Source organism: Micromonospora halotolerans, assembly GCF_032108445.1.
GTDB classification, from domain to species: domain Bacteria; phylum Actinomycetota; class Actinomycetes; order Mycobacteriales; family Micromonosporaceae; genus Micromonospora; species Micromonospora halotolerans.
In genome coordinates, this window is record NZ_CP134876.1 from 5,795,681 (window position 1) to 5,815,146 (window position 19,466).

At 74.8% G+C, this 19,466-nt stretch carries 19 protein-coding genes; 9 read left to right on the forward strand and 10 right to left on the reverse strand.

Annotation, left to right across the window (positions count from 1 at the left end):
* Positions 1-70: 70 nt before the first annotated feature.
* The 9 genes from qcrB to coxB are packed head-to-tail and all read right to left on the reverse strand — an operon-like array spanning position 71 to position 8,757.
* Entirely contained in the window at positions 71-1,834 is a 1,764-nt protein-coding gene (qcrB, locus tag RMN56_RS27385; RefSeq protein WP_313720532.1) for a cytochrome bc1 complex cytochrome b subunit, read from the reverse strand.
* Positions 1,831-2,694 (reverse strand): ubiquinol-cytochrome c reductase iron-sulfur subunit, encoded by an 864-nt coding sequence (locus RMN56_RS27390; RefSeq protein WP_313720534.1) that lies wholly within the window; start codon positions 2,692-2,694, stop codon positions 1,831-1,833. The genes qcrB and RMN56_RS27390 overlap by 4 nt, the downstream gene beginning before the upstream one ends.
* Positions 2,691-3,476, reverse strand: coding sequence for a cytochrome bc1 complex diheme cytochrome c subunit (gene qcrC / locus RMN56_RS27395; RefSeq protein ID WP_313720535.1), 786 nt, complete (start codon positions 3,474-3,476; stop codon positions 2,691-2,693). Before qcrC ends, RMN56_RS27390 begins: the two co-directional genes overlap by 4 nt.
* A gap of 3 nt (positions 3,477-3,479) precedes the next feature.
* Positions 3,480-3,866, reverse strand: a complete 387-nt coding sequence (locus RMN56_RS27400) for a c-type cytochrome (RefSeq protein ID WP_313720536.1) — start codon at positions 3,864-3,866, stop codon at positions 3,480-3,482.
* Positions 3,863-4,777 carry a cytochrome c oxidase assembly protein gene (locus RMN56_RS27405; RefSeq protein ID WP_313720538.1) on the reverse strand — a complete coding sequence of 305 codons (915 nt, stop codon included), beginning with the start codon at positions 4,775-4,777 and terminating at the stop codon, positions 3,863-3,865. Before RMN56_RS27405 ends, RMN56_RS27400 begins: the two co-directional genes overlap by 4 nt.
* Entirely contained in the window at positions 4,765-5,166 is a 402-nt protein-coding gene (locus RMN56_RS27410) for a hypothetical protein (protein ID WP_313720539.1), read from the reverse strand. The genes RMN56_RS27405 and RMN56_RS27410 overlap by 13 nt, the downstream gene beginning before the upstream one ends.
* On the reverse strand, positions 5,166-5,795 hold the full coding sequence (locus tag RMN56_RS27415; protein ID WP_313720540.1) for a cytochrome c oxidase subunit 3: 630 nt from the start codon (positions 5,793-5,795) through the stop codon (positions 5,166-5,168). Before RMN56_RS27415 ends, RMN56_RS27410 begins: the two co-directional genes overlap by 1 nt.
* Positions 5,792-7,720 (reverse strand): cytochrome c oxidase subunit I, encoded by a 1,929-nt coding sequence (ctaD, locus tag RMN56_RS27420; RefSeq protein WP_313720541.1) that lies wholly within the window; start codon positions 7,718-7,720, stop codon positions 5,792-5,794. Before ctaD ends, RMN56_RS27415 begins: the two co-directional genes overlap by 4 nt.
* An 8-nt stretch (positions 7,721-7,728) precedes the next feature.
* Positions 7,729-8,757, reverse strand: a complete 1,029-nt coding sequence (gene coxB, locus RMN56_RS27425) for a cytochrome c oxidase subunit II (protein WP_313720542.1) — start codon at positions 8,755-8,757, stop codon at positions 7,729-7,731.
* Positions 8,758-8,961: 204 nt separating this feature from the next.
* Between coxB and ccsA the strand changes: the two genes are divergently transcribed.
* From ccsA to RMN56_RS27450, 5 genes are read left to right on the forward strand one after another with little or no spacing between them, the layout of a single operon-like run.
* Positions 8,962-9,657 carry a cytochrome c biogenesis protein CcsA gene (gene ccsA, locus RMN56_RS27430; RefSeq protein ID WP_313720543.1) on the forward strand — a complete coding sequence of 232 codons (696 nt, stop codon included), beginning with the start codon at positions 8,962-8,964 and terminating at the stop codon, positions 9,655-9,657.
* Positions 9,657-10,064 carry a cytochrome c maturation protein CcmE gene (locus RMN56_RS27435; protein ID WP_313720544.1) on the forward strand — a complete coding sequence of 136 codons (408 nt, stop codon included), beginning with the start codon at positions 9,657-9,659 and terminating at the stop codon, positions 10,062-10,064. The genes ccsA and RMN56_RS27435 overlap by 1 nt, the downstream gene beginning before the upstream one ends.
* Positions 10,054-11,997 carry a heme lyase CcmF/NrfE family subunit gene (locus tag RMN56_RS27440; RefSeq protein ID WP_313720545.1) on the forward strand — a complete coding sequence of 648 codons (1,944 nt, stop codon included), beginning with the start codon at positions 10,054-10,056 and terminating at the stop codon, positions 11,995-11,997. The genes RMN56_RS27435 and RMN56_RS27440 overlap by 11 nt, the downstream gene beginning before the upstream one ends.
* Positions 11,994-12,545, forward strand: a complete 552-nt coding sequence (locus tag RMN56_RS27445; RefSeq protein WP_313720547.1) for a TlpA family protein disulfide reductase — start codon at positions 11,994-11,996, stop codon at positions 12,543-12,545. Before RMN56_RS27440 ends, RMN56_RS27445 begins: the two co-directional genes overlap by 4 nt.
* The gene (locus RMN56_RS27450) at positions 12,542-13,435 is read left to right on the forward strand and encodes a cytochrome c-type biogenesis protein CcmH (RefSeq protein WP_313720548.1); all 894 of its coding nucleotides are present in this window, start codon (positions 12,542-12,544) and stop codon (positions 13,433-13,435) included. Before RMN56_RS27445 ends, RMN56_RS27450 begins: the two co-directional genes overlap by 4 nt.
* A gap of 55 nt (positions 13,436-13,490) precedes the next feature.
* On the opposite strand, the gene RMN56_RS27455 is transcribed toward RMN56_RS27450, so the two are convergent.
* Complete coding sequence (locus RMN56_RS27455; protein ID WP_313720550.1) at positions 13,491-15,149, reverse strand: FAD-binding dehydrogenase; 1,659 nt, start codon at positions 15,147-15,149, stop codon at positions 13,491-13,493.
* Between the two features lie 99 nt (positions 15,150-15,248).
* Here RMN56_RS27455 and RMN56_RS27460 point away from each other — a divergent pair, with 99 nt between their 5' ends.
* The 4 genes from RMN56_RS27460 (at position 15,249) to RMN56_RS27475 (ending at position 19,414) form a co-directional block, all read left to right on the forward strand.
* Positions 15,249-16,436: a PucR family transcriptional regulator gene (locus RMN56_RS27460; RefSeq protein ID WP_313720551.1), complete on the forward strand. Its 1,188-nt coding sequence runs from the start codon at positions 15,249-15,251 to the stop codon at positions 16,434-16,436.
* 385 nt (positions 16,437-16,821) lie between these two features.
* Complete coding sequence (locus tag RMN56_RS27465; RefSeq protein WP_313720552.1) at positions 16,822-17,202, forward strand: YccF domain-containing protein; 381 nt, start codon at positions 16,822-16,824, stop codon at positions 17,200-17,202.
* 236 nt (positions 17,203-17,438) lie between these two features.
* Positions 17,439-18,170, forward strand: coding sequence for an FkbM family methyltransferase (locus tag RMN56_RS27470; protein ID WP_313724874.1), 732 nt, complete (start codon positions 17,439-17,441; stop codon positions 18,168-18,170).
* Positions 18,171-18,412: 242 nt separating this feature from the next.
* Complete coding sequence (locus RMN56_RS27475) at positions 18,413-19,414, forward strand: LacI family DNA-binding transcriptional regulator (protein WP_313720553.1); 1,002 nt, start codon at positions 18,413-18,415, stop codon at positions 19,412-19,414.
* The last annotated feature ends 52 nt before the right edge of the window (positions 19,415-19,466 follow it).

Below are 19,466 nucleotides of genomic sequence, written 5' to 3' on the forward strand. Positions count from 1 at the left end.
GATTGCCCGGTTTGCGGGCGGCCACCACCCCCGATGCGGCGTGGCACCAGCCGTGGGCTTCAGCCCAGCCTCACGTCGGCTCGCCACCGCGCGGCGCCGCGTCCACCTTCTCCACCGGGTCGGCTTCGTCACCCTCCCGCTGCCGGCGACGGTCGCGCCTGCGCTCGACCAGCGCCGCGACGAGCAACGAACCGGCGGCTGCCGCCCGTCCCCACCGGCGCAGGGCGGCCCGCACCGGCCCGGGCGGACGCGGTGGTGGCGGCCCCGGCACCACGACCCGGTCCACGCCCGGGTACGCCAGCCGAGCGGCCTCGACCGCCTCCTCCTCCGACACCGCGACCCGGTTGACGGTGAGCACGAGCCGCCGGGCCTCGTCGCGGTAGCGCCACCGCCACACCTCCCCCTCCGGCCACAGCTCGATCCGCTCGCCCGGCCGGTCCGGCGCGGGGATCTCGGGTTCGTCGTCGCGCACCGAGGGTCGGTGGGAGGGACGGCCGGCACGGCGCAGGTCGGCCCGGGTGAGGTCGCCGAGCGAGGTCGCGTCGCCGCCGCGCAGCGCCCGGGCGGTCAGGAACGCGACCGCGCCGGTCAGGATCGGCAGGGCGAGCACCAGGACCCGGAAGAGGTACAGCAGGTCGTAGACCGGCACCCCGAGCAGCCGGGCCAGGACGTCGTCGCCCGCGGCCACCACGAGTACCGCGAAGAAGGTCAGGGCGGCCACGCCGACGCCGATCCGCACGGGGTGGTCCCGGGGCCGGTCGAGCAGGTGGTGCGGGCGGCGGTCGCGCGTGCCCAGCCGCTCGGCGAACGGCCAGACGTAGAGGGCCAGGAAGGCCAGCCCGCCGAGCACGACGCCGGGGAAGAACGGCGCCGGCACCAGGTAGCCACCGATGCGGAACTCCCAGGGCGGGAACAGGCGCAGCGCGCCGTCGCCCCAGGCGACGTACCAGTCCGGTTGCGCCGGCGAGGTGGACTGGGCCGGCTCGAACGGTCCGTAGAGCCACACCGGGTTGATCTGGGCCAGGCCGCCGAGGGCGAACAGCACCGCCAGGACCCAGGCGAAGAGGGCGAGCGAGCGCAGGGTGTAGCTCGGCCACAGCCGTGACCCGACCACGTTGTGCTCCGTCCGGCCCGGACCCGGGAACTGGGTGTGCTTCTGCCGCACCACGATGCCGAGGTGCAGGGAGATGAGGGCGACGAGGACGGCCGGTACGAGCAGCACGTGGGTGACGAACATCCGCGGGATCATCGCGTCGGAGGGGAACTCGCCGCCCAGGGCCAGCGCGGCCAGCCAGGTCCCGACCAGGGGGATCGACTCCACCACCGAGGTGATGATCCGCAGGCCCAGTCCGGACAGGAGGTCGTCGGGCATGGAGTAGCCGGTGAAGCCGTTGGCCAGGGCGAGGGTCAGCATGGTGACGCCGATCAGCCAGTTGAGTTCGCGCGGCTTCCGGAACGCCCCGGTGAAGAAGATCCGGGCCAGGTGCAGCACGATCGCGGCGACGAAGATCAGCGAGGCCCAGTGGTGGGTCTGCCGGATCAGCAGACCGGCGCGGACGTCCCAGCTCAGCCGCACCACCGAGGCGTACGCGGCGGAGGTGGTGCTGCCGTCCAGTGGGGCGTACGACCCGTGGTAGACCCGGTCGGCGGAGCTGGCGTCGAAGAAGAAGGTGAGGTAGACGCCGGTGAGGATCAGCGCCACGAACGAGTAGAGCGCCAGCTCGCCGAGCATGAACGCCCAGTGGTCGGGGAAGACCTTCGCCAGCGCCCGGCGGGTGATCGGCGAGAGCCGGAGCCGGTCGTCCAGCGCGCGGGCCAGCCGATTCATGATCATGGCCGGCTCCAGAAGCCGGCGCCGGGCGGCGCGGTGAAGTCGCCGGTGGCCCGGAGGAAGCCGTCCGGGCCGACCTCGATCGGCAGTCCCGGCAGCGGCCGCGCCGCGGGACCGGCGACCGCCCGGGCCCCGGCCAGCAGGTCGAATGACGACTGGTGGCAGGGGCAGAGGACCCGGCCGGTGCCCTTGAGGTAGAGCCGCACCGGGCAGCCGGCGTGGGTGCAGAGCGTCGACCAGACGGCTAGGCCGCCCAGGTGGCCTCCGGCGGGCGGGCGGGAGAAGCGCTCCGGGTCGAGGCGGACCGCGAACGCGGGGGCGTCGCCGGCGTCGGGGTCTCCCTCGGGGAAGACCGCGACCATGGTCTCGGCGGGCACGTCGTCCGGCCGCAAGGGCTGTCCCGTGTCGTCGACCAGCCGTACGCCGGGCCCCCACGGCGTGTCCTTCAGGGCCCGGAGCGGGCGGCCCCGGTCCCAGGGGAGCAGGGAGCGCAGCGGGAACAGCGCGGCGACGCCCAGGGCGGTCAGCGCGAACCCGAGTGCCGCGAGCAGGCCGTACCGGCGCGTCGGGCTGTCCGGCGCGGCGAACTCCGCCGCGGTCATCGCCTGCTCGGCCGGGGTCGGGGGGAAGCCCTCGTGCTCCTCGACGTAACCGCCGACCGGAACCAGCCGCCGGGCCCAGACCGCGAGCCCCAGCGCCAGACCGGCGAAGGCGACCGCCAGGCACACCCCCTCCCACCGGGTGTCGCCGCCCAGCCCGTAGGTCACCGCGAAGCCGACCGCCCCGGCGGCGCTCAGCAGAAACGCGCCGACGATGCGGCGGCTCGCGGACTCCTCGGCCGGCGACGGGACGGGGCGCCTCACTCCGCTGCCCTCCGGCCCAGCCAGCGCACGCCGGCCAGCAGGAGTCCGAGCACCGCCAGCCAGGCGAGCAACCCCTCGGCCAGCGGGCCGAGCCGGCCGAGCGGGTTGCCGCCCGGGTCCAGCCGCTCGGTGCGCAGCCGCCGCACGTAGGTGGTCAGATCGTCGACCTGCTGATCGGTGAGCACCTGGCCGGGGAAGGCCGGCATCAGCCCGGGCCCGACCCGGACCGCCTCGGCGACCTGGGTGGCCGAGGCGTCGTACAGCGGTGGCGCGCTCCAGCCGTTGGTGAGCACGGCGCCCGAGCCGGCAGCCCCGTGGCAGGGCGCGCAGTTGGCGGCGAAGAGTTCCCGGCCGGAGACCAGGTCGCCGGGGGCGACCCGGGGAATCCGCGGGCCGCCGCCGCCGAAGCTGGCCACGTGGTCGACGAGCGCGGAGATGTCGTCGGCGCTGAAGACGGGCTCGCGGCGCCGCGCCTGGGTGACTTCCCGCGACACCGGCATCCGGCCGGTGGAGAGCTGGAAGTCCACCGCGGCGGGCCCGACGCCGACCAGGGACGGCCCCTGCTGCGACCCCTGCCCGCGCACGCCGTGGCAGCTCGCGCACTGCTCCAGGTAGAGCTGGGTGCCGCGGTCGCCGGCGGGGGTGGTGGCGGCCGGGGTCGGCGTGGGGTCGGGCGCGGGCGTGAGGGCCACCGGGCCCACGGCGAGCGCCAGCACGGACCCGACCGCGAGGGCCCGGCGCGGGTGCGGGGCGGGCAGCGTCACCGCTCGTGGTCGCCGCATCAGTCAGTCCAGCGTGTAGAGGTACGCGGCGATGTCCTGCGCGTCGATCGCGCTGACGCCGAGGTTCGGCATGGCGGTGCCCGCCTCGACGGCCTGCGGATCGGTTATCCACCGTCGCAGGTTGTCCGCGTTGTTGGGCAGCTCACCGGCGATGTAGGACCGGGCGCCGAAGCGGGTCAACGGCGGGCCGACCAGCCCACCGGCGCGGTCGACACCGGGGATGGTGTGGCACGAGCCGCACCCGTACTGGGCGATCAGCTTCGCGCCCCGGTCCGGCCGGCCGGCGCGGGACTCGGGCGGTGGTGGGGGCGACGTCGACGCGCAGCCGGTCACGCCGACGACCGGCAGCGCCGCCAGCACCGTTGCCAGCATCCAGAGACGACGACTCATCGCACCATCCCTTCGGTTGCGGTGCCGGTCGCCGGCGGCGCGGCGGGCCGGCCCGGCCGGGCCGTGACCAGGCTGTTCGGCCGCTCGCGGTCCAGCCGATGCAGCCAGCCGAGGAAGACCGCCAGCGCCGCCACCAGGACCACCAGGTCCATCGGCGCCCACATCAGCAGTCCGGCGAGCTGCTGGTCGGCGAGCGGGTCGGCGCCGAGGACGCGCGCGGGGTACACCGGGTCAGGCGCGAAGGTGAGGGCCGCGCCGAGAGCGGAGGCGGGCAGCATGGTGCCGACCAGCAGCAGCAGCGACACCGGCGGGGGCGTCCGGTGGCGGGCCGGGCCGAGCACCGGCGCCCACAGCAGCCAGGCCGCCGCCACCAGGCTCAGGTGCTCGGCGGCGTGCAGGACCGGGCGGTCCACCGCGGCGACGTACGGGCCCGGCAGGTGCCACAGCCACAGGGCCAGGGTCTGCGCCCCGGCGGCCAGCAGGGCGTATGGGGCCGGGCGGCGCAGCCGACGCACCGGCGCCGCGGCCCGGACGCGGGCCAGCAGCCGGCGCACCGGGAGGGGCGCGGCCAGGGTGAGCGGCAGGCCCGCCGCGCCGGCCGCGAGCAGCGGGCCGGCCACCAGCAGCAGCAGCATGTGTTGGGCCATGTGCCCGGCGTAGGAGGACTCCGCCAGGCGGTGCACCGGCCCCTGGTCGGCCGCGAGCACCACCACCAGTCCGGCGGCGAACGCCGTCGCCCGTCGGCCCGCCACCACCCGGCCGCGGCCGCGCCGCGCCCACAACTCCTGCACACCCCGGCCGTAGCCGGCCGCGAGCAGGCAGACCACGGCCACGGACAGCATCGTCAGCAGCCCGTCAGCCACGTCGCCCGAGCCGGACCCGTGGGCCCGGTAGAGGGTCAGCGCTGACATGGCGGGAACACCAGCACGGCGACCCCGCCGAGCACGATGATCGTCAGGAACAGCAGGTTCGCCCAGACCCCGACCACGGCGAGCATCCGCGAACGGCCGACGGCCCTGTCCTCCGCGCCCGCCGACGACGCCCGCGCGGTACGCCGCCACACCAGCGTGGCCACCAGCAGCGATCCCACGGTGACCAGGCCCGGGATCACCACCGCGAGCCACACCGCCAGCCAGAGCGGCACGGCGGAGACGCGCTCGCGGCCCGCGGCGCAGGTCAGCTCGTCCAGCGGCCAGGCCACGAGCAGGTGCGCGGCCCACGCGACAGCCCCGCCGAGGACGCCGTACCAGAGCAGCAGCCCGCCGGCCAGGCGGGTGTGCGGGCCGGGTCCGGTGGTCATCACAGCCGTGGGGAGAGGTAGATGGTGAACAGGATGGCGACCCACACCGCGTCGACGAAGTGCCAGTAGATCGCGGCGTTGCGGACGCGTTCGTGGCGGTGGGACCCGAAGCTGCCACCGCGCAGGGAGGCGGCGAGCAGCCACCCGATCATCGTCAACCCGACCAGCACGTGCAGCCCGTGGAACCCGGTGATCAGGTAGAACAGCGAGCCGTACACGTCGGTGGTCATGGTGAAGTGCTTGAGGTCCTCGGCGTACTCGATAGCCAGCAGGGCCAGGAAGGTCAGCCCGAGCACCAGGGTGGCGGCGAGCCCGGCCCGCAGCCGCCCGCGCCGGCCGCGCCGGATGCCGTGTTCGGCCCAGACCACGGGCAGGCTGCTGGGCACCAGCACCGCGGTCATCAGCAGCGGGATGAGCAGTTTCGGCTTGTCGACGCCGCCCGGCGGCCACTGCGGACCGAACTGGAAGCGGAGATAGAAGTAGCTGCCGAGCAGGCAGGCGAACAGGGTGGCCTCGGTGGCCACGAACATGACCATGCCCCACCAGCCGGCCGGCCGGCCGACCGGCTCCTCCGTGGTCAGCGCCGCGACACCGGTGGCCGCGGCCACGACCCCACCCCGGTCCGTCATGACGCCAACCCGAGTTCCTCGTCGGGGCGGCGCGACGGCCAGAGCCAGGCCGCGATCGTCGCCGCCACCACCAGGACGGCGAGGACCGCGATCGGGTACGCGGCCAGCAGCATGGCGGTGAAGAAGACCAGCAGCGCGCCGGCGAGGACGAGTGGCTTGAACGACGGCTCGGGCATCTCCACCGCCCGCTCGGTGCGGGCGTCCAGCTCGCTGGTGAACAGGGTGCGCCGGCCCTCGCTGAGGACGCGGTCGGCGGTCGCGCCGGTGGTGGTCGACTCGACGGTCCGCGCGTCCCAGGTGGGGTGCAGGCTGTGCACCCGGGGAATGACCGGGAAGTTGTACGGCTCGGGCGGTGACGCCGTCGACCATTCCAGGCTGTCGCCCTCCCACGGGTCCGCCGGCGCCGGCCGGCCCCGCCGCACCGCGTGCACCACGCCGACGAGTACCAGCAGCAGCCCGAGCGCCAGCAGGTACGAACCGACCGTGCTGACCAGGCTCCAGCCGTCCCAACCCGGCTCGCTGCGGTACGTGTAGACGCGCCGCGGCATGCCGAACAGGCCGGTGAGGTGCATGGGGAAGAAGGTGACGTGCATGCCGGTGAAGGCCAGCCAGAAGGCCCACCGCCCGAGCCCCTCGTGGTACATCCGGCCGGTGATTTTGGGCAGCCAGTAGTAGATGCCGGCGAGCATCGGGAAGACCGCCCCGCCGATCAGCACGTAGTGGAAGTGCGCCACCACGAAGTAGGAGTCGGTGACCTGCTGGTCGAACGCGGTCACCGCGAACATCGCGCCGGTGACGCCGCCGAGCACGAAGGTCACGACGAACCCGATCACGAAGAGCAGCGGCACCCGCAGCACCAGCCGGCCGAGCAGCATGGTGGCCAGCCAGGCGAAGATCTGGATCCCGGACGGGATGGTGATGACCGTGCTGGCCGCGCTGAAGAAGCTGTACGACAGCTGCGGCAGCCCGGTGGCGAACATGTGGTGCACCCAGACCCCGAACGAGATGATCGCGATCGCCACGATGGAGAGCACGATCAGCGAGTACGCGACCACGCCCCGGCGGGTGAACGCGGGCAGCACCGCGGAGACGATGCCCAGCGCGGGCAGCACGATGATGTACACGTCGGGGTGCCCGAAGATCCAGAACAGGTGCTGCCAGAGCAGCACGTTCCCCCCGCCCGACGGGTCGAAGAAGTGGGTGCCGAACCGGCGGTCGAAGAAGAGCATCGCGTTGTCCGCGTTCAGCGCCGGCAGGGCGAAGACCACCATGAACGCGGTGGCCACGATCGCCCAGACGAACAGCGGCACCCGGTTGAGCGACATCCCGGGCGCCCGCAGCTTGAGCGCGGTGACGATGAAGTTGATCGCGCCGGCGGTGGTGGAGATGCCGAGGAAGAGCAGCCCGAGAGCGTAGACGTCCATGTGCAGGCCAGGGTTGTGCTGCACCTGGTTGAGCGGCGCGTACGCGAACCAGCCATTGTTGGGCGCCGCCCCGAACGGCAGGCTGGCCCACATGAACAGGCCGGCGAACAGGAACACCCAGTAGCCGAAGGCGTTCAACCTCGGGAACGCCATGTCCCGGGATCCGATCATCAACGGGACGAGGAAGTTGCCGAAGCCGAAGAGCATCGGGGTGGCGAACAGGAAGATCATCGCCGTGCCGTGCATGGTGAAGAGCTGGTTGTACTCCTGCGGCGACACCACTCCGGACTCGGGCCGGGCGAGCTGGGTGCGCATCACCAGGGCGCTGAGCCCGGCGAGGACGAAGAAGAACGCGGCGGTGACCAGGTAGCGCCGGCCGATCTTCTTGTGGTCCACCGTGGTGAGCCAGGCGCGCAGCGAGCGGGGCTCGGCCCAGTGCTCGGCCAGCCGGGCCAGGTCATCCCGGCCGACGCCGGGCGCGGTGCTGGTGGTCGTGGACATGGCCGGCCCTACCCCAGCGACCGGAGGTAGGCGATGAGGTCGGGCAGTCGGGCGGCGTCGACCGGCTGCGGGGGCATGGCGTTGCCCGGCTTGACGGTCTGCGAGTTCGCAATCCAGCCGCCGAGGTGTCCGGCGTCGTTGGGCACCGCGCCGGCGCCGATGCTCCACCGCGAGCCGACGTTCGACAGGTCGGGCCCCACCTGCCCCTGCGCGCCGGTGCCCCGGACCGTGTGGCAGGCGGCGCAGGTGCCCTGGACGAAGGTCTGCTGACCGCCCCGTTCAGCCTCGGTCCGCGGCGCCCGGGCCGGGGCGTCCAGCCGGGCCAGCCAGGCGTCGAAGTCGGCGCGGGGTTCGGCCACCACGAGGAACGCCATGTGGGCGTGCTGGGTGCCGCAGTACTCGGCGCACTGGCCGCGGTAGCTGCCGTCGCGCCGGGCCTCCAGCCAGGTCTCGCGGGTCTCGCCGGCGATCAGGTCCGTCTTCGGCATCAACTGTGGCACCCAGAAGCTGTGCAGCACGTCGTCGGTCCGCAGGCGAACCCGGACCCGCTCCCCCACCGGGATGTGGATCTCGTTTGCGGTGGCGCCGGAGGCGCCCGCGTAGCGCACCTCCCACCACCACTTGTGGCCGGTGACCTCCACGGTGACCGCGTCCCGGCCCGGGCCGGCGCCGAGCGCGGCGAGGTCCCGCAGACCAACGCCGTAGACCGCCACGAGGATGATGAACGGCAGCCCGGCCCCGGCGATCGTCACGAAGCGCAACGGCTGGCCGTGACGCACCCGGGCGGCGCCCCGCCGGAACACGAGCGCCCAGGCGAGCAGCGCCATGACCTCGGCGAACACCGCCATGGAGATCCAGAACAACAGCCACCACAGGCCGCTGACCCGCGCCGCCCCGGTCCCCGCCGGATTCAGGGCCGACGGGCTGCCGCCGGAGCAGCCGGCAAGGAGCAGCAGGCCGTACAGCAGCGGCAGCATCGTCCGGGGTCGGCGCTGTCGCCGGGCCGGGCGCGAGGTGGTCTGCGCTGTCGTCTTCACCGGGAAGGACCTTAGTACCGGTTAGCGGCCTTCATACCTTTTACCCCGAACGGTGGCGTATGAGGAACATATTGGCCTTATGGTGGGTCTCCAGTCCCCACCTTCTCGGTCAAGCGCCTCAGGGACGCGGACAGGGAGATGATGCAAGCCTCCACGGTGGACCTCCTCACGGACACCGCCAGAGCGGCCGCGGCGCGTCGGACGATGGCCTGGGCCGCCGGCGGGCTCGCCGCCGCGGCCACGGTGGCCGGCGGATGGCTCGCGCCGCCCGATGAACTCCAGGGCGACGCGCAACGCCTGATGTACCTGCACGTCCCCGCCGCCTGGGTGGCGTACGCCGCGTTCGCGGTCGTGCTCGCGGCCAGCGGGGCGTACCTGATCGGCGGTGACCTGCGCTGGGACCGGTTCGCCCGGGCGGCGGCCGAGCTCGGCGTGGCCCTCACCGCCGCCGCCATCGGCACCGGGTCCGTGTGGGGGCACCTGGTCTGGGGCACCTGGTGGGCCTGGGACCCCCGGCTGGTCAGCACCGCCCTGCTGCTGTTCGCCTACGCCGGCTACCTCGCCCTGCGGCGGACGCTGGCCGAGCGTTGGGCGGCGCGCGACGGCGGCGACCACCGGGTGGCCCGGCCCGCCGCGGTCGTCGGCGTCGCCGGCTTCCTCCTCGTGCCCGTGGTGCACTTCTCCGTGCTCTGGTGGCGCTCGCTGCACCAGCAGGCGACGGTGCTGGCCCCGCACCGGCCGCCGATCGACCCCCGGATGGCCACCGCGTTGCTCCTGGCCGTGGCCGCCGCGACCCTCGCCGCGTTCTGCCTCCTGCTGCACCGGGTGGTCCGCCTGGAGCGCCGCCTGGCCCCCGCGCCCTCCCCCGCCGCCGAGCGCGCGCCGGCGGGAGTCGGCTGATGCGTCACCGGGCGGGTCGGGTCGCCCTCGTCGCGGTGCTGCTCGCCGCCGCCGGACTGCTGGTCACCAGCGCGCTGCGCGACACCGTCACCTACTACCGGACGCCGGGCGAGCTGTTCGACGACCCGGGCGTCGCGGGCCACCGGGTCCGCCTCGGCGGCGACGTGGTGCCGGGGTCGCTGCGCCACGAGGGCGACCTGGTCGTGTTCCGCCTCGCCGAGGCGGGCCACGAGATCACCGTCGAGCAGCGCGGCGCGCCCCCGGAGACCTTCCGGGAGGGAACCGGGGCGGTCGTCGAGGGCACGCTGTCCTCCGACGGGGTGTTCCGCTCGGACCACGTGGTGGTCCGGCACGGCAACGAGTACCGGCCGTCGTCCTCCCCCGTGGTTCCGGTCGATGCTGGGTGACCTCGGCACCGCCGGCCTCGCCGTCGGGCTCGCCTGCGCGACCCTCACCGCCCTGCTCTGGCTGCGGGTGGCCCTGTTCGGCGCGGCCGTCCGCACCGCCCGGCGCGGCACCGCCGCCACCCTGGCCGCCGCCGCCCTGGCGTGCGGCCTGCTGGAGACGGCGCTGCTGCGGCACGACTTCAGCGTCCGGTTCGTGGCCGAGAACGGCGGTCGGGACGTCCCGCTCTACTACACCCTGACCAGCCTCTGGTCGGCCCTGGACGGTTCGCTGCTGCTCTGGTTGCTGGTCCTCGGCGGCTACGCCGCGCTGCTGGCCCGGCGGGCGTACCCGCCGCGGCTGCACGCGTACGCGATGGTGGTCGTCAGCGTGGTCATGGTGTTCTTCTTCGCGCTGTCCACCTTCGCCGCGAACCCGTTCCGCGCGGTGAGCCCGGTGCCGGTCGACGGCCCCGGACCGAATCCGCTGCTCCAGCAGCACCCGGCCATGGGCGTGCACCCACCGCTGCTCTACGCCGGCTACCTCGGTCTGGTCGTACCCTTCGCCTTCGCCCTGGCGGCGCCGCTGGCGGGACGGGACGGACCGGGCTGGGCGCGGCTGGCCCGCCCGTGGGCGCTGGTGGCCTGGGCGGCGCTGACCGGCGGCGTCGGGATGGGCGCCTGGTGGTCGTACGCGGTGCTGGGCTGGGGCGGCTACTGGGCGTGGGACCCGGTGGAGAACGCCTCCCTGCTGCCCTGGCTGACCGCCACCGCGTTCCTGCACACCACCCTGGTCCGCGGCCGGGCCGCCTGGCACGGCGCGCTCGCCTGCGCGAGCTTCCTGCTGGTGCTGCTCGGCACCTTCCTCACCCGATCGGGGGCGGTGGCCAGCGTGCACGCGTTCACCGACTCGCCGTTGGGCCCGATGCTGCTCGGCTTCGTCCTGCTGGCGGTGGTGGTGTCGGCCGTCGTGACCGGCCGTCGCGCCCCCGAGCCGGCCCGCCCCGGGCGCCCGCGGGCGCTCTCGCGAGCCACCGTGGTGCTGGTCCACGGGGTGCTCCTGGTGACCATCGCCGCGGTGGTGCTGATCGGCACGATCCTGCCGCTGCTCACCACCCCGCTGACCGGGACGCGCTCCACGGTGGGCCCCGCCTACTACCAGCGCACCGCGGTGCCCCTGGCGGTCGTGGTGCTGCTGGTGATGGGCGTGACGCCGGCCCTGCGGGTCCGCGACCGGTCGGCGGCGCTGCGGCGGCTCGTCGTCCCGGCCGCTGCCGGCCTGGGCACCGTGGCCCTCGTCGGCCTGCTCAGCCGGCCCGGCCCGGCCGCGCTCACCGCGTTCGGCGCGGCGGGATTCGTCCTCACCGGACTGGCCGGGGACCTGGCCCACCGGCTACGCCGGCCCGGCCCGCACCGGCGGCCCGGCCGACTCGCCGGGCTGGTCGCGCACGCCGGGCTCGCCCTCGTCGCGGTGGGCGTCGCCGGGTCGTCGGCGTACGGCCGGGACGCCGAACGGACGCTGCGGGTCGGCGAGACCCTGCGGGTGGGCGACGTCGCGGTCCGACTGGTCGGGGTGGACCGGACCGGCGGCAGCGGAAGCATGGCCGTACAGGCCCGGCTGGCGCTCACCGCGTCGGGTCGCGCCGCGCGGACGATCACGCCGGCGCTGCGTTACCACGCCGCCCGGGACACCGCCGTCACCGTGCCCGCGATCGGCACCGGCCCGCTGCGCGACACGTACGTCACGCTGCTCGCCGTCAGCGAGGACAGCGGCACCGCCAGCGTGCGGCTCGCGGTGAACCCACTCGTGGGCCTCATCTGGGCCGGCGGCGCCCTGACCGCCGTCAGTGGGTTGCTCGCGGCTGCCGCCACCGCCCGCCCGCGGACCCGCCCGGCCGCCCGCGTCGACCGGCCGCGGCCCGCCCCGGTGGCCGCCGGACCGGGAGCCGCGACGTGAGGCGGCGCCCCGGATGGCTGCGCGTCGGGCCGGCGACGGTCCTCGCGCTCACCGTCGCCGTCGGCGCCCTGATCGCCTTCGGCCTGCGCGCACCCGCCACGCCGAACCCCGGCGAGGCCACGGCGGTGGCCGGCAGGCCCGCCCCGGCGCTGTCCGGCGCCACCCTGGACGGTGGCCGCTTCGCGCTCTCCGACGCCCGGGGCCAGGTGGTGCTGGTCAACGTGTTCGCCTCCTGGTGCGGGCCGTGCCGGGACGAGCTGCCGTTGCTGGTGGACGCCGAGCGCAGCTGGTCTCCGCGCGGCGTCCGGCTGGTCGGGCTGAACATCCGCGACGGCGCCGACGCGGTCCGGGCGCTGCTCGACGAGACCGGTGCGACCGGGTTCACCGTGGTGCCCGATCCCGACGGCACGCGGGCGGTCGAGTGGGGCGTGCGGGGCGTGCCGGAGACCTTCGTGGTCGGCCGGGACGGCCGGCTCGTCGACCGGCGGCAGGGGGTGGTGACCCGGCAGTGGCTGGAGCAGCGGGTCGCACCGTTGCTGGCCGGATGAGGTGGCGGCGCGTCCTGGTGGCGCTCGCGCTCGTCACGCTCGCCGCGGCGGCCGGCGCGGCGCTGGCCCGGTCGGCGGGCGACCCCGGCCGGCAGGACCCGGCACGCGCGGTGTCCGCCGGGCTGCGCTGCCCGGCCTGTCAGGGCGAGTCGGTGGCGGACTCCCGGTCACCGATCGCGGCGGCGATGCGGCAGGTGGTGGCGGACCAGCTCGCCCAGGGCCGGGACGGGACCGAGGTCCGGCGGTGGTTCGTCCAGCGGTACGGCGCCGACGTGCTGACCGATCCACCGGCGACCGGAGTCCGGCTGCTGCTCTGGGGCGTACCCGTGCTGACGCTGCTGGCCGGCGGCTACGCGGCCCTGCGGACGCTCCGACCCGGTGCCGCCCGGACCGGTTCCGCCGCACCCTGGACGCCGGACGCACGGCGGGCGTGGCGGGTGGCGTCCGTGGGTGTGGTGGCGCTCGTGGCGTCCGTGGCGATCGTCGCCGACCGGCTCGACCCGCCCGCCCGGCCGGCACCGGCCGACCCGGTCGCCGTCGCCCTCCAACTCGCCCACGACCTGGAGACCCAGGACCGGTACGACGCCGCCGCGCAGATGTACCAGGAGGCGCTGCGGGACCGGCCCGACGACGCCGTCCGGCTGCGACTCGCGTTCGCGCTGCTCCGGGCCGGCGACGGCGCCGCCGCGCAACGAACCGCCCGGGACGTGCTCGCCCGCGAGCCGGAGTCCCCCGACGGCCTGCTGGTGCTGGGGCTGGCGCAGCGGAACAGCAGGTCCGTCGAGGCGGGAGACACGCTGCGGCATTTCCTCGCCGTCGCACCGGCGCATCCGGCCGCCGCGGAGATCAGGCGGCTGCTCGCGGCGGGCCGGGAACCTACCGGGCGCTGACGGTGATCTTGGAAGATCGCCGGGTCCGGCCCGGGTTCGCCGCCCCGCGTGCGGGCTACCCGACCGAAGCCGCGGCGGCCCGGCCGGCGGTGCGGCCGGAGAAGAGGCAGCCACCGAGGAAGGTGCCCTCCAGGGCGTTGTAGCCGTGCATGCCGCCGCCCCCGAAGCCGGCGACCTCACCAGCGGCGTACACCCCGGCGAGGGGCTCGCCGTCGGGGCGCAGCACCCGGCCGGACAGGTCGGTGTGCAGGCCGCCGAGGGTCTTGCGGGTCAGCACGTGCAGCTGCACGGCGATCAGCGGGCCGGCGGCCGGGTCGAGCAGCCGGTGCGGGGTGGCCACCCGGATCAGCCGGTCGCCCCGGTATCGGCGGGCACCCCGGATGGCGTGCAGCTGGGCGTCCTTGCCGAACGGGTGGGCGATCTCCCGGTCCCGGGCCTCGACGATGCGACGTACCGCCACGGCATCGAGCTGCGGCCCGCCGCTCTCGGCGGCCAGTTTGTTCATCCCGTCGACCAGCTCCGGCAGGTCGTCGGCGACGACGAAGTCCGCGCCGTGCCGCTTGAACGCCTCCACCGGCCCGGGCGCGCCGGGGCGGACCCGCTGGAGCACCTGCCGCACGCTGCGGTTGGTCAGGTCGGGATTCTGCTCCGAGCCGGAGAGCGCGAACTCCTTCTCCAGGATCTTCTGGGTGAGCACGAACCAGCTGTAGTCGTGGCCGGTGGCCCGCAGGTGGCGCAGCGTGGCGAGGGTGTCGAAGCCGGGGAAGAGCGGCGCCGGCAGCCGCTCGCCAGTCGCGTCCAGCCACAGCGAGGACGGCCCGGGCAGGATGCGGATGCCGTGCCCCGGCCAGACCGGGTCCCAGTTGCGCAGCCCTTCGGTGTAGTGCCACATCCGGTCCGGGTTGATCACCTGGCCGCCGGCCGCCTCGGTGACGCCGAGCATCCGGCCGTCGACATACGCGGGCACCCCGGTGACCATCCGGGCCGGTGGGGTGCCGAGCCGCGCCGGCCAGGCCCGCCGAACCAGGTCGTGGTCGCCGCCGATGCCGCCCGAGGTGATGATCACGGCCTGCGCCGCGTACGCGAAGTCGCCGACCACGGTCCGGGAGGTGGGTCGTCCGCGCGGCGCGTCGTCGGGGGCGAGGACCGCGCCGCGCACGCCGGTCACCGCGCCGCCGCTGGTGACCAGCTCGTCGACGCGGTGCCGGAACAACAGCCGGATCCGGCCCTCCTCGGCGGCGGCGCGGACCCGCCGGGCGAACGGCTCGACCACGCCCGGGCCGGTGCCCCAGGTGACGTGGAACCGGGGCACCGAGTTGCCGTGGCCGTGCGCCGCTCCCCCGCCCCGCTCGGCCCAGCTCACCACCGGGAAGACCCGGTGACCCAGGCCGCGCAGCCAGGCGCGCTTCTCCCCGGCCGCGAAGTGCACGTACGCCTCGGCCCACCGGCGCGGCCAGTGGTCCTCCGGGCGGTCGAACGCGGCGCTGCCGGTCCAGTCCTGCCAGGCCAGCTCGACGGAGTCCCGGATGCCCATCCGGCGCTGCTCCGGCGAGTCGACCAGGAACAGCCCGCCGAACGACCACCACGCCTGCCCGCCCAGGTTCTGCTCCGGCTCCTGGTCCAGCAGCAGCACCCGGCGGCCCGCGTCGGCGGCCTCGGCGGCGGCGACCAGGCCGGCCAGCCCGGCCCCGATCACGATCACATCGGTATCCACGGCACCGACCGTACGTAGCCGGATGCCAAAATCCTTGGTCGGGACGTGCGTGATCCGTCACCGCGTTTATCACCACGATGACAAAGCTGGGAGGCGACGATGGCGGACACGCTGCTCGACATCGAGCCCGGCCTGGCGCACCTCGCGCCGGCGGTCGGCGTGCAGCTGCGCGGCCTGCGCACCCCGCTGCACGAACGGATCCTGGAGACCGTCCGCGCCGCCATGCGGGCGCAGGGCCGCTCACTCACCGGCGGGCAGGGACGCGGCCTGGCCCTCGGGGTACGGACCGCGGTGGACGCCTTCGTCGACGCGGTCGCCGACCCGGCCCGCGACCTGGCCGCCACCCGGGCCGTCTTCCACGCCCTCGGCCGCACCGAATACCGGGAGGGGCACCGGGTCGACGCGCTGCGCGCCGTGCTCACCCTCGGCGGGCGGGAGATCTGGGCCTTCCTCGTCGCGCACACCACGCCCGCCGGCCCCGCCCCGGCGGACCTGTACGTGGTCGCCGGCGCGCTCTTCGGCTACGTCGACGCGCTGGCCGGCGCCGCCGCCGAGGGCTACCTGGACGAACAGCGCGACGCCGCGCAGGACTGGGCCACCACCCGGCGGCGGCTGATCACCCTCCTCGTGCAGCCGGAACCGCCCGCCGACGCCGCGCTGCGCGCCGCCGCCGACGCGGCCCGCTGGCCGCTGCCCCGCACGGTCGCCGTGCTCAGCGTCGACGGCGACGACGCCGAACACCTGGGCCGCACCATCGGCGGCGGCGCGATCGCCACGGTCATCGACGACGTGGTACGCATCGTGCTGCCCGACCCGGCCACGCCCGGGCGGCTCGACCGGGCCCGGCAGGCCCTGGCAGGGCGACGGGCCGGGCTCGGGCCGAGCGTGCCGCTGGGCCGGGCCCGGCTGTCGTACCGGCTCTCCGGGCGGGCCCTGACGTTGCGCCGCGACGGGGTCCTGCGGACCGACCCGGTCGCCGGGGACGAGCACCTGCTCACCCTGCTGCTGCGCTGGGAGCCGGGGCTGGCCGACCACCTCGCCGACGCCTGCCTCGCGCCGCTGGCCGGCCTGCGGCCGGCCGCCCGGCGGGCCCTGGCCGAGACCCTGCACGGCTGGCTGCGCCGGCACGGGCAGGTCGTCGCCGTGGCCGAGGACCTGCATACCCACCCGCAGACCGTGCGCTACCGGATGCGCCAACTGCGGGAGCTGTTCGGCGAGACCCTCGACGACCCCGACCAGCGGCTGGTGCTCCACCTCGCGCTGCGCCACCGGCTCGGCGCTCCGTGATGTCGTACCGGCGGTCCCTGATCCTCGTCGTCACCGCGGCGCGGATACGGGCCGGCGACCGCACCCTCTCGTGCCCGGCGCCGGGGTCCGGCGGCGGAGGTGACGGAGACGAAGGACGCCCGCGTGCGCCAGGGCTCCCCGACCCCGTGCTGGTGCCCCGGCTGTCTACCTTGATCACCACGCTGCGGGAGGTTGGGGTTCTGCGGGAGCGCGCGGATCTTGGAGAGTTGCCGTTCGGTCTGAACGGTAAGTCTCCAAGGTCGGGAAAGGACCTCCCCGCCTCGGCGCGTGCGACGGGGCCGCTGGGACGAGGCAGCCGGCGAGTGAGCGACCGTGACCAGGCTGTCGGCGACGGGCCGTTGCGGGGGGTGGCCACGATGGGAGTGTGATTCGCTTTCTGCTGAACCTGTTGTGGCTCGTCTTCGGTGGCGGCTTCGTCCTGGCCCTGGGCTACGGAGTGGCCGCCCTGATCTGCTTCGCCCTGGTCATCACCATCCCGTTCGGGGTGGCCTCGCTCCGCCTCGCCTCGTACGCGCTGTGGCCCTTCGGCCGCACCCTCGTGCCGAAGCCGGGCGCCGGCGTCGCCTCCGGCCTGGCGAACGTGCTCTGGGTGCTGCTCGCCGGCTGGTGGCTGGCCCTGTCGCACATCCTCGCCGGCGTGGCGCTCTGCGTGACGGTCATCGGCATCCCGTTCGGTGTGGCCAACTTCAAGCTCGTTCCCGCGGCGCTCTGGCCCCTCGGCCAGGAGGTCGTCGAGACGCCGTGAATCCGTCCGGCTCGCGCCGGACGAACCCGCAGGCCCGAGCAGGCCGCAGCCGTCCTTGAGCAGGTCGGACCTTGCGTCGCCGGATCAGCTCACTCCCCCTACGGCATCCTAGGAGGCTGGGTAGTGGGATGCGGCGGGGTCATCCGAAAGGGGTTCATAAACGGGCGGACGCGGCTAGCGTCGGCAGGGTGGGCGGTCATATCGGGGTGATCGAGGCACTCAAGGCAGACCCCACCATGTCGGGCCTGCGCCGGTCCCTGGAGGCGTACTACGGGGACCCGGCCCGCGAGGCGGCGATGGACGCCTTCTACGCCTCCCTGGTCCGCCCCGGAGACCTGGTGTTCGACGTCGGCGCGCACGTCGGCGACCGGCTCGGCAGCTTCCGCCGGCTCGGCGCCCGCGTGGTCGCCGTGGAGCCCCAGCCGCTCTGCACCCGAGCCCTGCGCGCCCTGTACGCGCACGACGAACGGGTGACCGTGGTCGAGGCGGCGTGCGGGGCGCGTCCCGGGCCGGTGCGGCTGCACGTGAACTCGGCGAACCCGACGATCTCCACGGCGTCCGCGGGGTTCCTGCGCGCCGCCGATGGCGCCGGCGGCTGGGCGCACGAGGTCTGGGACGCCGAGATCGAGGTGGCCGGCACGACGCTGGACACCCTGGTCGCGGCGCACGGCGTACCCGCCTTCGTGAAGATCGACGTGGAGGGCTTCGAGGACGCCGTGCTGGCCGGGCTGAGCCGGCCGCTGCCGGCGCTGTCGTTCGAGTTCACCACCATCGAACGCGACCTGGCCGGGCGCTGCCTGGAGCGGCTCACCGGGCTGGGTTTCACCTCGTTCACCGTGGCGCTCGGCGACGAGATGGCGTTCGCCCTGCCTGGCTGGCGGCGGGCGGACGAGGTCGCGGCGTACCTGCGGGCCCTGCCGTACGAGGCCAACTCGGGCGACGTCTACGCCCGCGCCCGCCGCGCCTGACCGGGCCGCCATCCAGGCCCCGGCCCACGAACCCAACGGGCCCACGACCTCACATCGACGCTGGTCACACCCTTGATCGACCGCGCCGCCCCCGGCGACTTTTTTCAGGTTTCGAACTTAGCCATGTTTCGTTACGCGGCCGTTATTGACGTGACCGCCGCCACTTCGGTTGACTGCGACGGAACCGCTTCCGCAACCGGTTCCGAAACATCCGCCTCACCCCTCCGACCCGGGAGCGTCACGTGCCGATCACCATCGCCGATGTCGCCACCCGCGCCGGCGTGAGCAAGACGACGGTGTCGCGGGTGCTCAACGGCAAGGGCGAGGTGCACGTCCGCACGGCCGACCGGGTCCGCGCCGTCATCAACGCCCTGGGGTACGTGCCGAGCGCCCGCGCGGTCGGCCTGGCTCGCGGCCGCACCCGGGTGGTCGGCATGCTGGTGCCCGCCCTGACCTGGCCCTGGATGGGCGAGGTGCTCCAGGGCGCGGCCGACGTGGTCGAGGCCGAGGGCTACGGCATGCTCCTGTTCACCTGCACCCAGGGCGACGAGTCGATGCGGCGGTTCGCCTCCCAGGTCTCCGCGAAGTCCTTCGACGGCCTGCTGGTGGTCGAGCCGGAGGGCACCCTCGACTACATCACCGAGCTGCACGAGCGCGGCCTGCCCGTCATCCTCATCGACGACCGCGGCCACCAGCCGGGCTTCCCGTCGGTGCGGACCACCAACGAGTCCGGCGCGCGGGCCGCCGCCGCGCACCTGCTGGCACACGGCCGCAAGCGGCCGCTGGTCGTCACCGGTCTGCGCCGCTTCGGCTGCACCCGGGAACGGCTCGCCGGTTTCGCCGACGGCTACGCCGACGCCGGCCTGCCCATCGACCCCGCCCTCGTCGTGGAGGGCGACTTCACCTTCGAGTGCGGGCGGGCCGCGGTGGAAGGCCTGCTCGCCGACGGCGTGCCGTTCGACGCCGTCTTCGCCCACAACGACCTCTCCGCCGCCGGGGCGCTCCAGGCACTGCGGGACGCCGGCCGGCGGGTCCCCGAGGACGTGGCGGTGGTGGGCTTCGACGACCTGCCGCTGGCCGGGCACACCCACCCACCGCTGAGCTCGGTCCGTCAGCCGTTGCGGGAGATGGGAGCGGTCGCCGCCCGTACCCTCATCGCCCACCTCGCCGGCACGCCGCTGCCCCACGCCCCGACCGTTATCCCCACCAGCTTCACCGTCCGCGCCTCGACCGGCATCACCTGACCTCGCCACCGATGTAGCTCCACCCGCACCGGTGGGCGTCCCGTCCGCCGGT

What these genes read in the sequence shown, in the direction of transcription:
- RMN56_RS27470 (WP_313724874.1), top strand. Translation starts at nt 17,439, where the DNA reads ATGTCGGGCCTGCGCCGGTCCCTGGAGGCGTACTACGGGGACCCGGCC.
- ctaD (WP_313720541.1), bottom strand. Translation starts at nt 7,720, where the DNA reads ATGTCCACGACCACCAGCACCGCGCCCGGCGTCGGCCGGGATGACCTG.
- qcrB (WP_313720532.1), bottom strand. Translation starts at nt 1,834, where the DNA reads ATGATCATGAATCGGCTGGCCCGCGCGCTGGACGACCGGCTCCGGCTC.
- RMN56_RS27405 (WP_313720538.1), bottom strand. Translation starts at nt 4,777, where the DNA reads ATGTCAGCGCTGACCCTCTACCGGGCCCACGGGTCCGGCTCGGGCGAC.
- RMN56_RS27435 (WP_313720544.1), top strand. Translation starts at nt 9,657, where the DNA reads ATGCGTCACCGGGCGGGTCGGGTCGCCCTCGTCGCGGTGCTGCTCGCC.
- ccsA (WP_313720543.1), top strand. Translation starts at nt 8,962, where the DNA reads ATGGCCTGGGCCGCCGGCGGGCTCGCCGCCGCGGCCACGGTGGCCGGC.
- RMN56_RS27400 (WP_313720536.1), bottom strand. Translation starts at nt 3,866, where the DNA reads ATGAGTCGTCGTCTCTGGATGCTGGCAACGGTGCTGGCGGCGCTGCCG.
- RMN56_RS27440 (WP_313720545.1), top strand. Translation starts at nt 10,054, where the DNA reads ATGCTGGGTGACCTCGGCACCGCCGGCCTCGCCGTCGGGCTCGCCTGC.
- RMN56_RS27410 (WP_313720539.1), bottom strand. Translation starts at nt 5,166, where the DNA reads ATGACCACCGGACCCGGCCCGCACACCCGCCTGGCCGGCGGGCTGCTG.
- RMN56_RS27460 (WP_313720551.1), top strand. Translation starts at nt 15,249, where the DNA reads ATGGCGGACACGCTGCTCGACATCGAGCCCGGCCTGGCGCACCTCGCG.
- qcrC (WP_313720535.1), bottom strand. Translation starts at nt 3,476, where the DNA reads ATGCGGCGACCACGAGCGGTGACGCTGCCCGCCCCGCACCCGCGCCGG.
- RMN56_RS27415 (WP_313720540.1), bottom strand. Translation starts at nt 5,795, where the DNA reads ATGACGGACCGGGGTGGGGTCGTGGCCGCGGCCACCGGTGTCGCGGCG.
- RMN56_RS27450 (WP_313720548.1), top strand. Translation starts at nt 12,542, where the DNA reads ATGAGGTGGCGGCGCGTCCTGGTGGCGCTCGCGCTCGTCACGCTCGCC.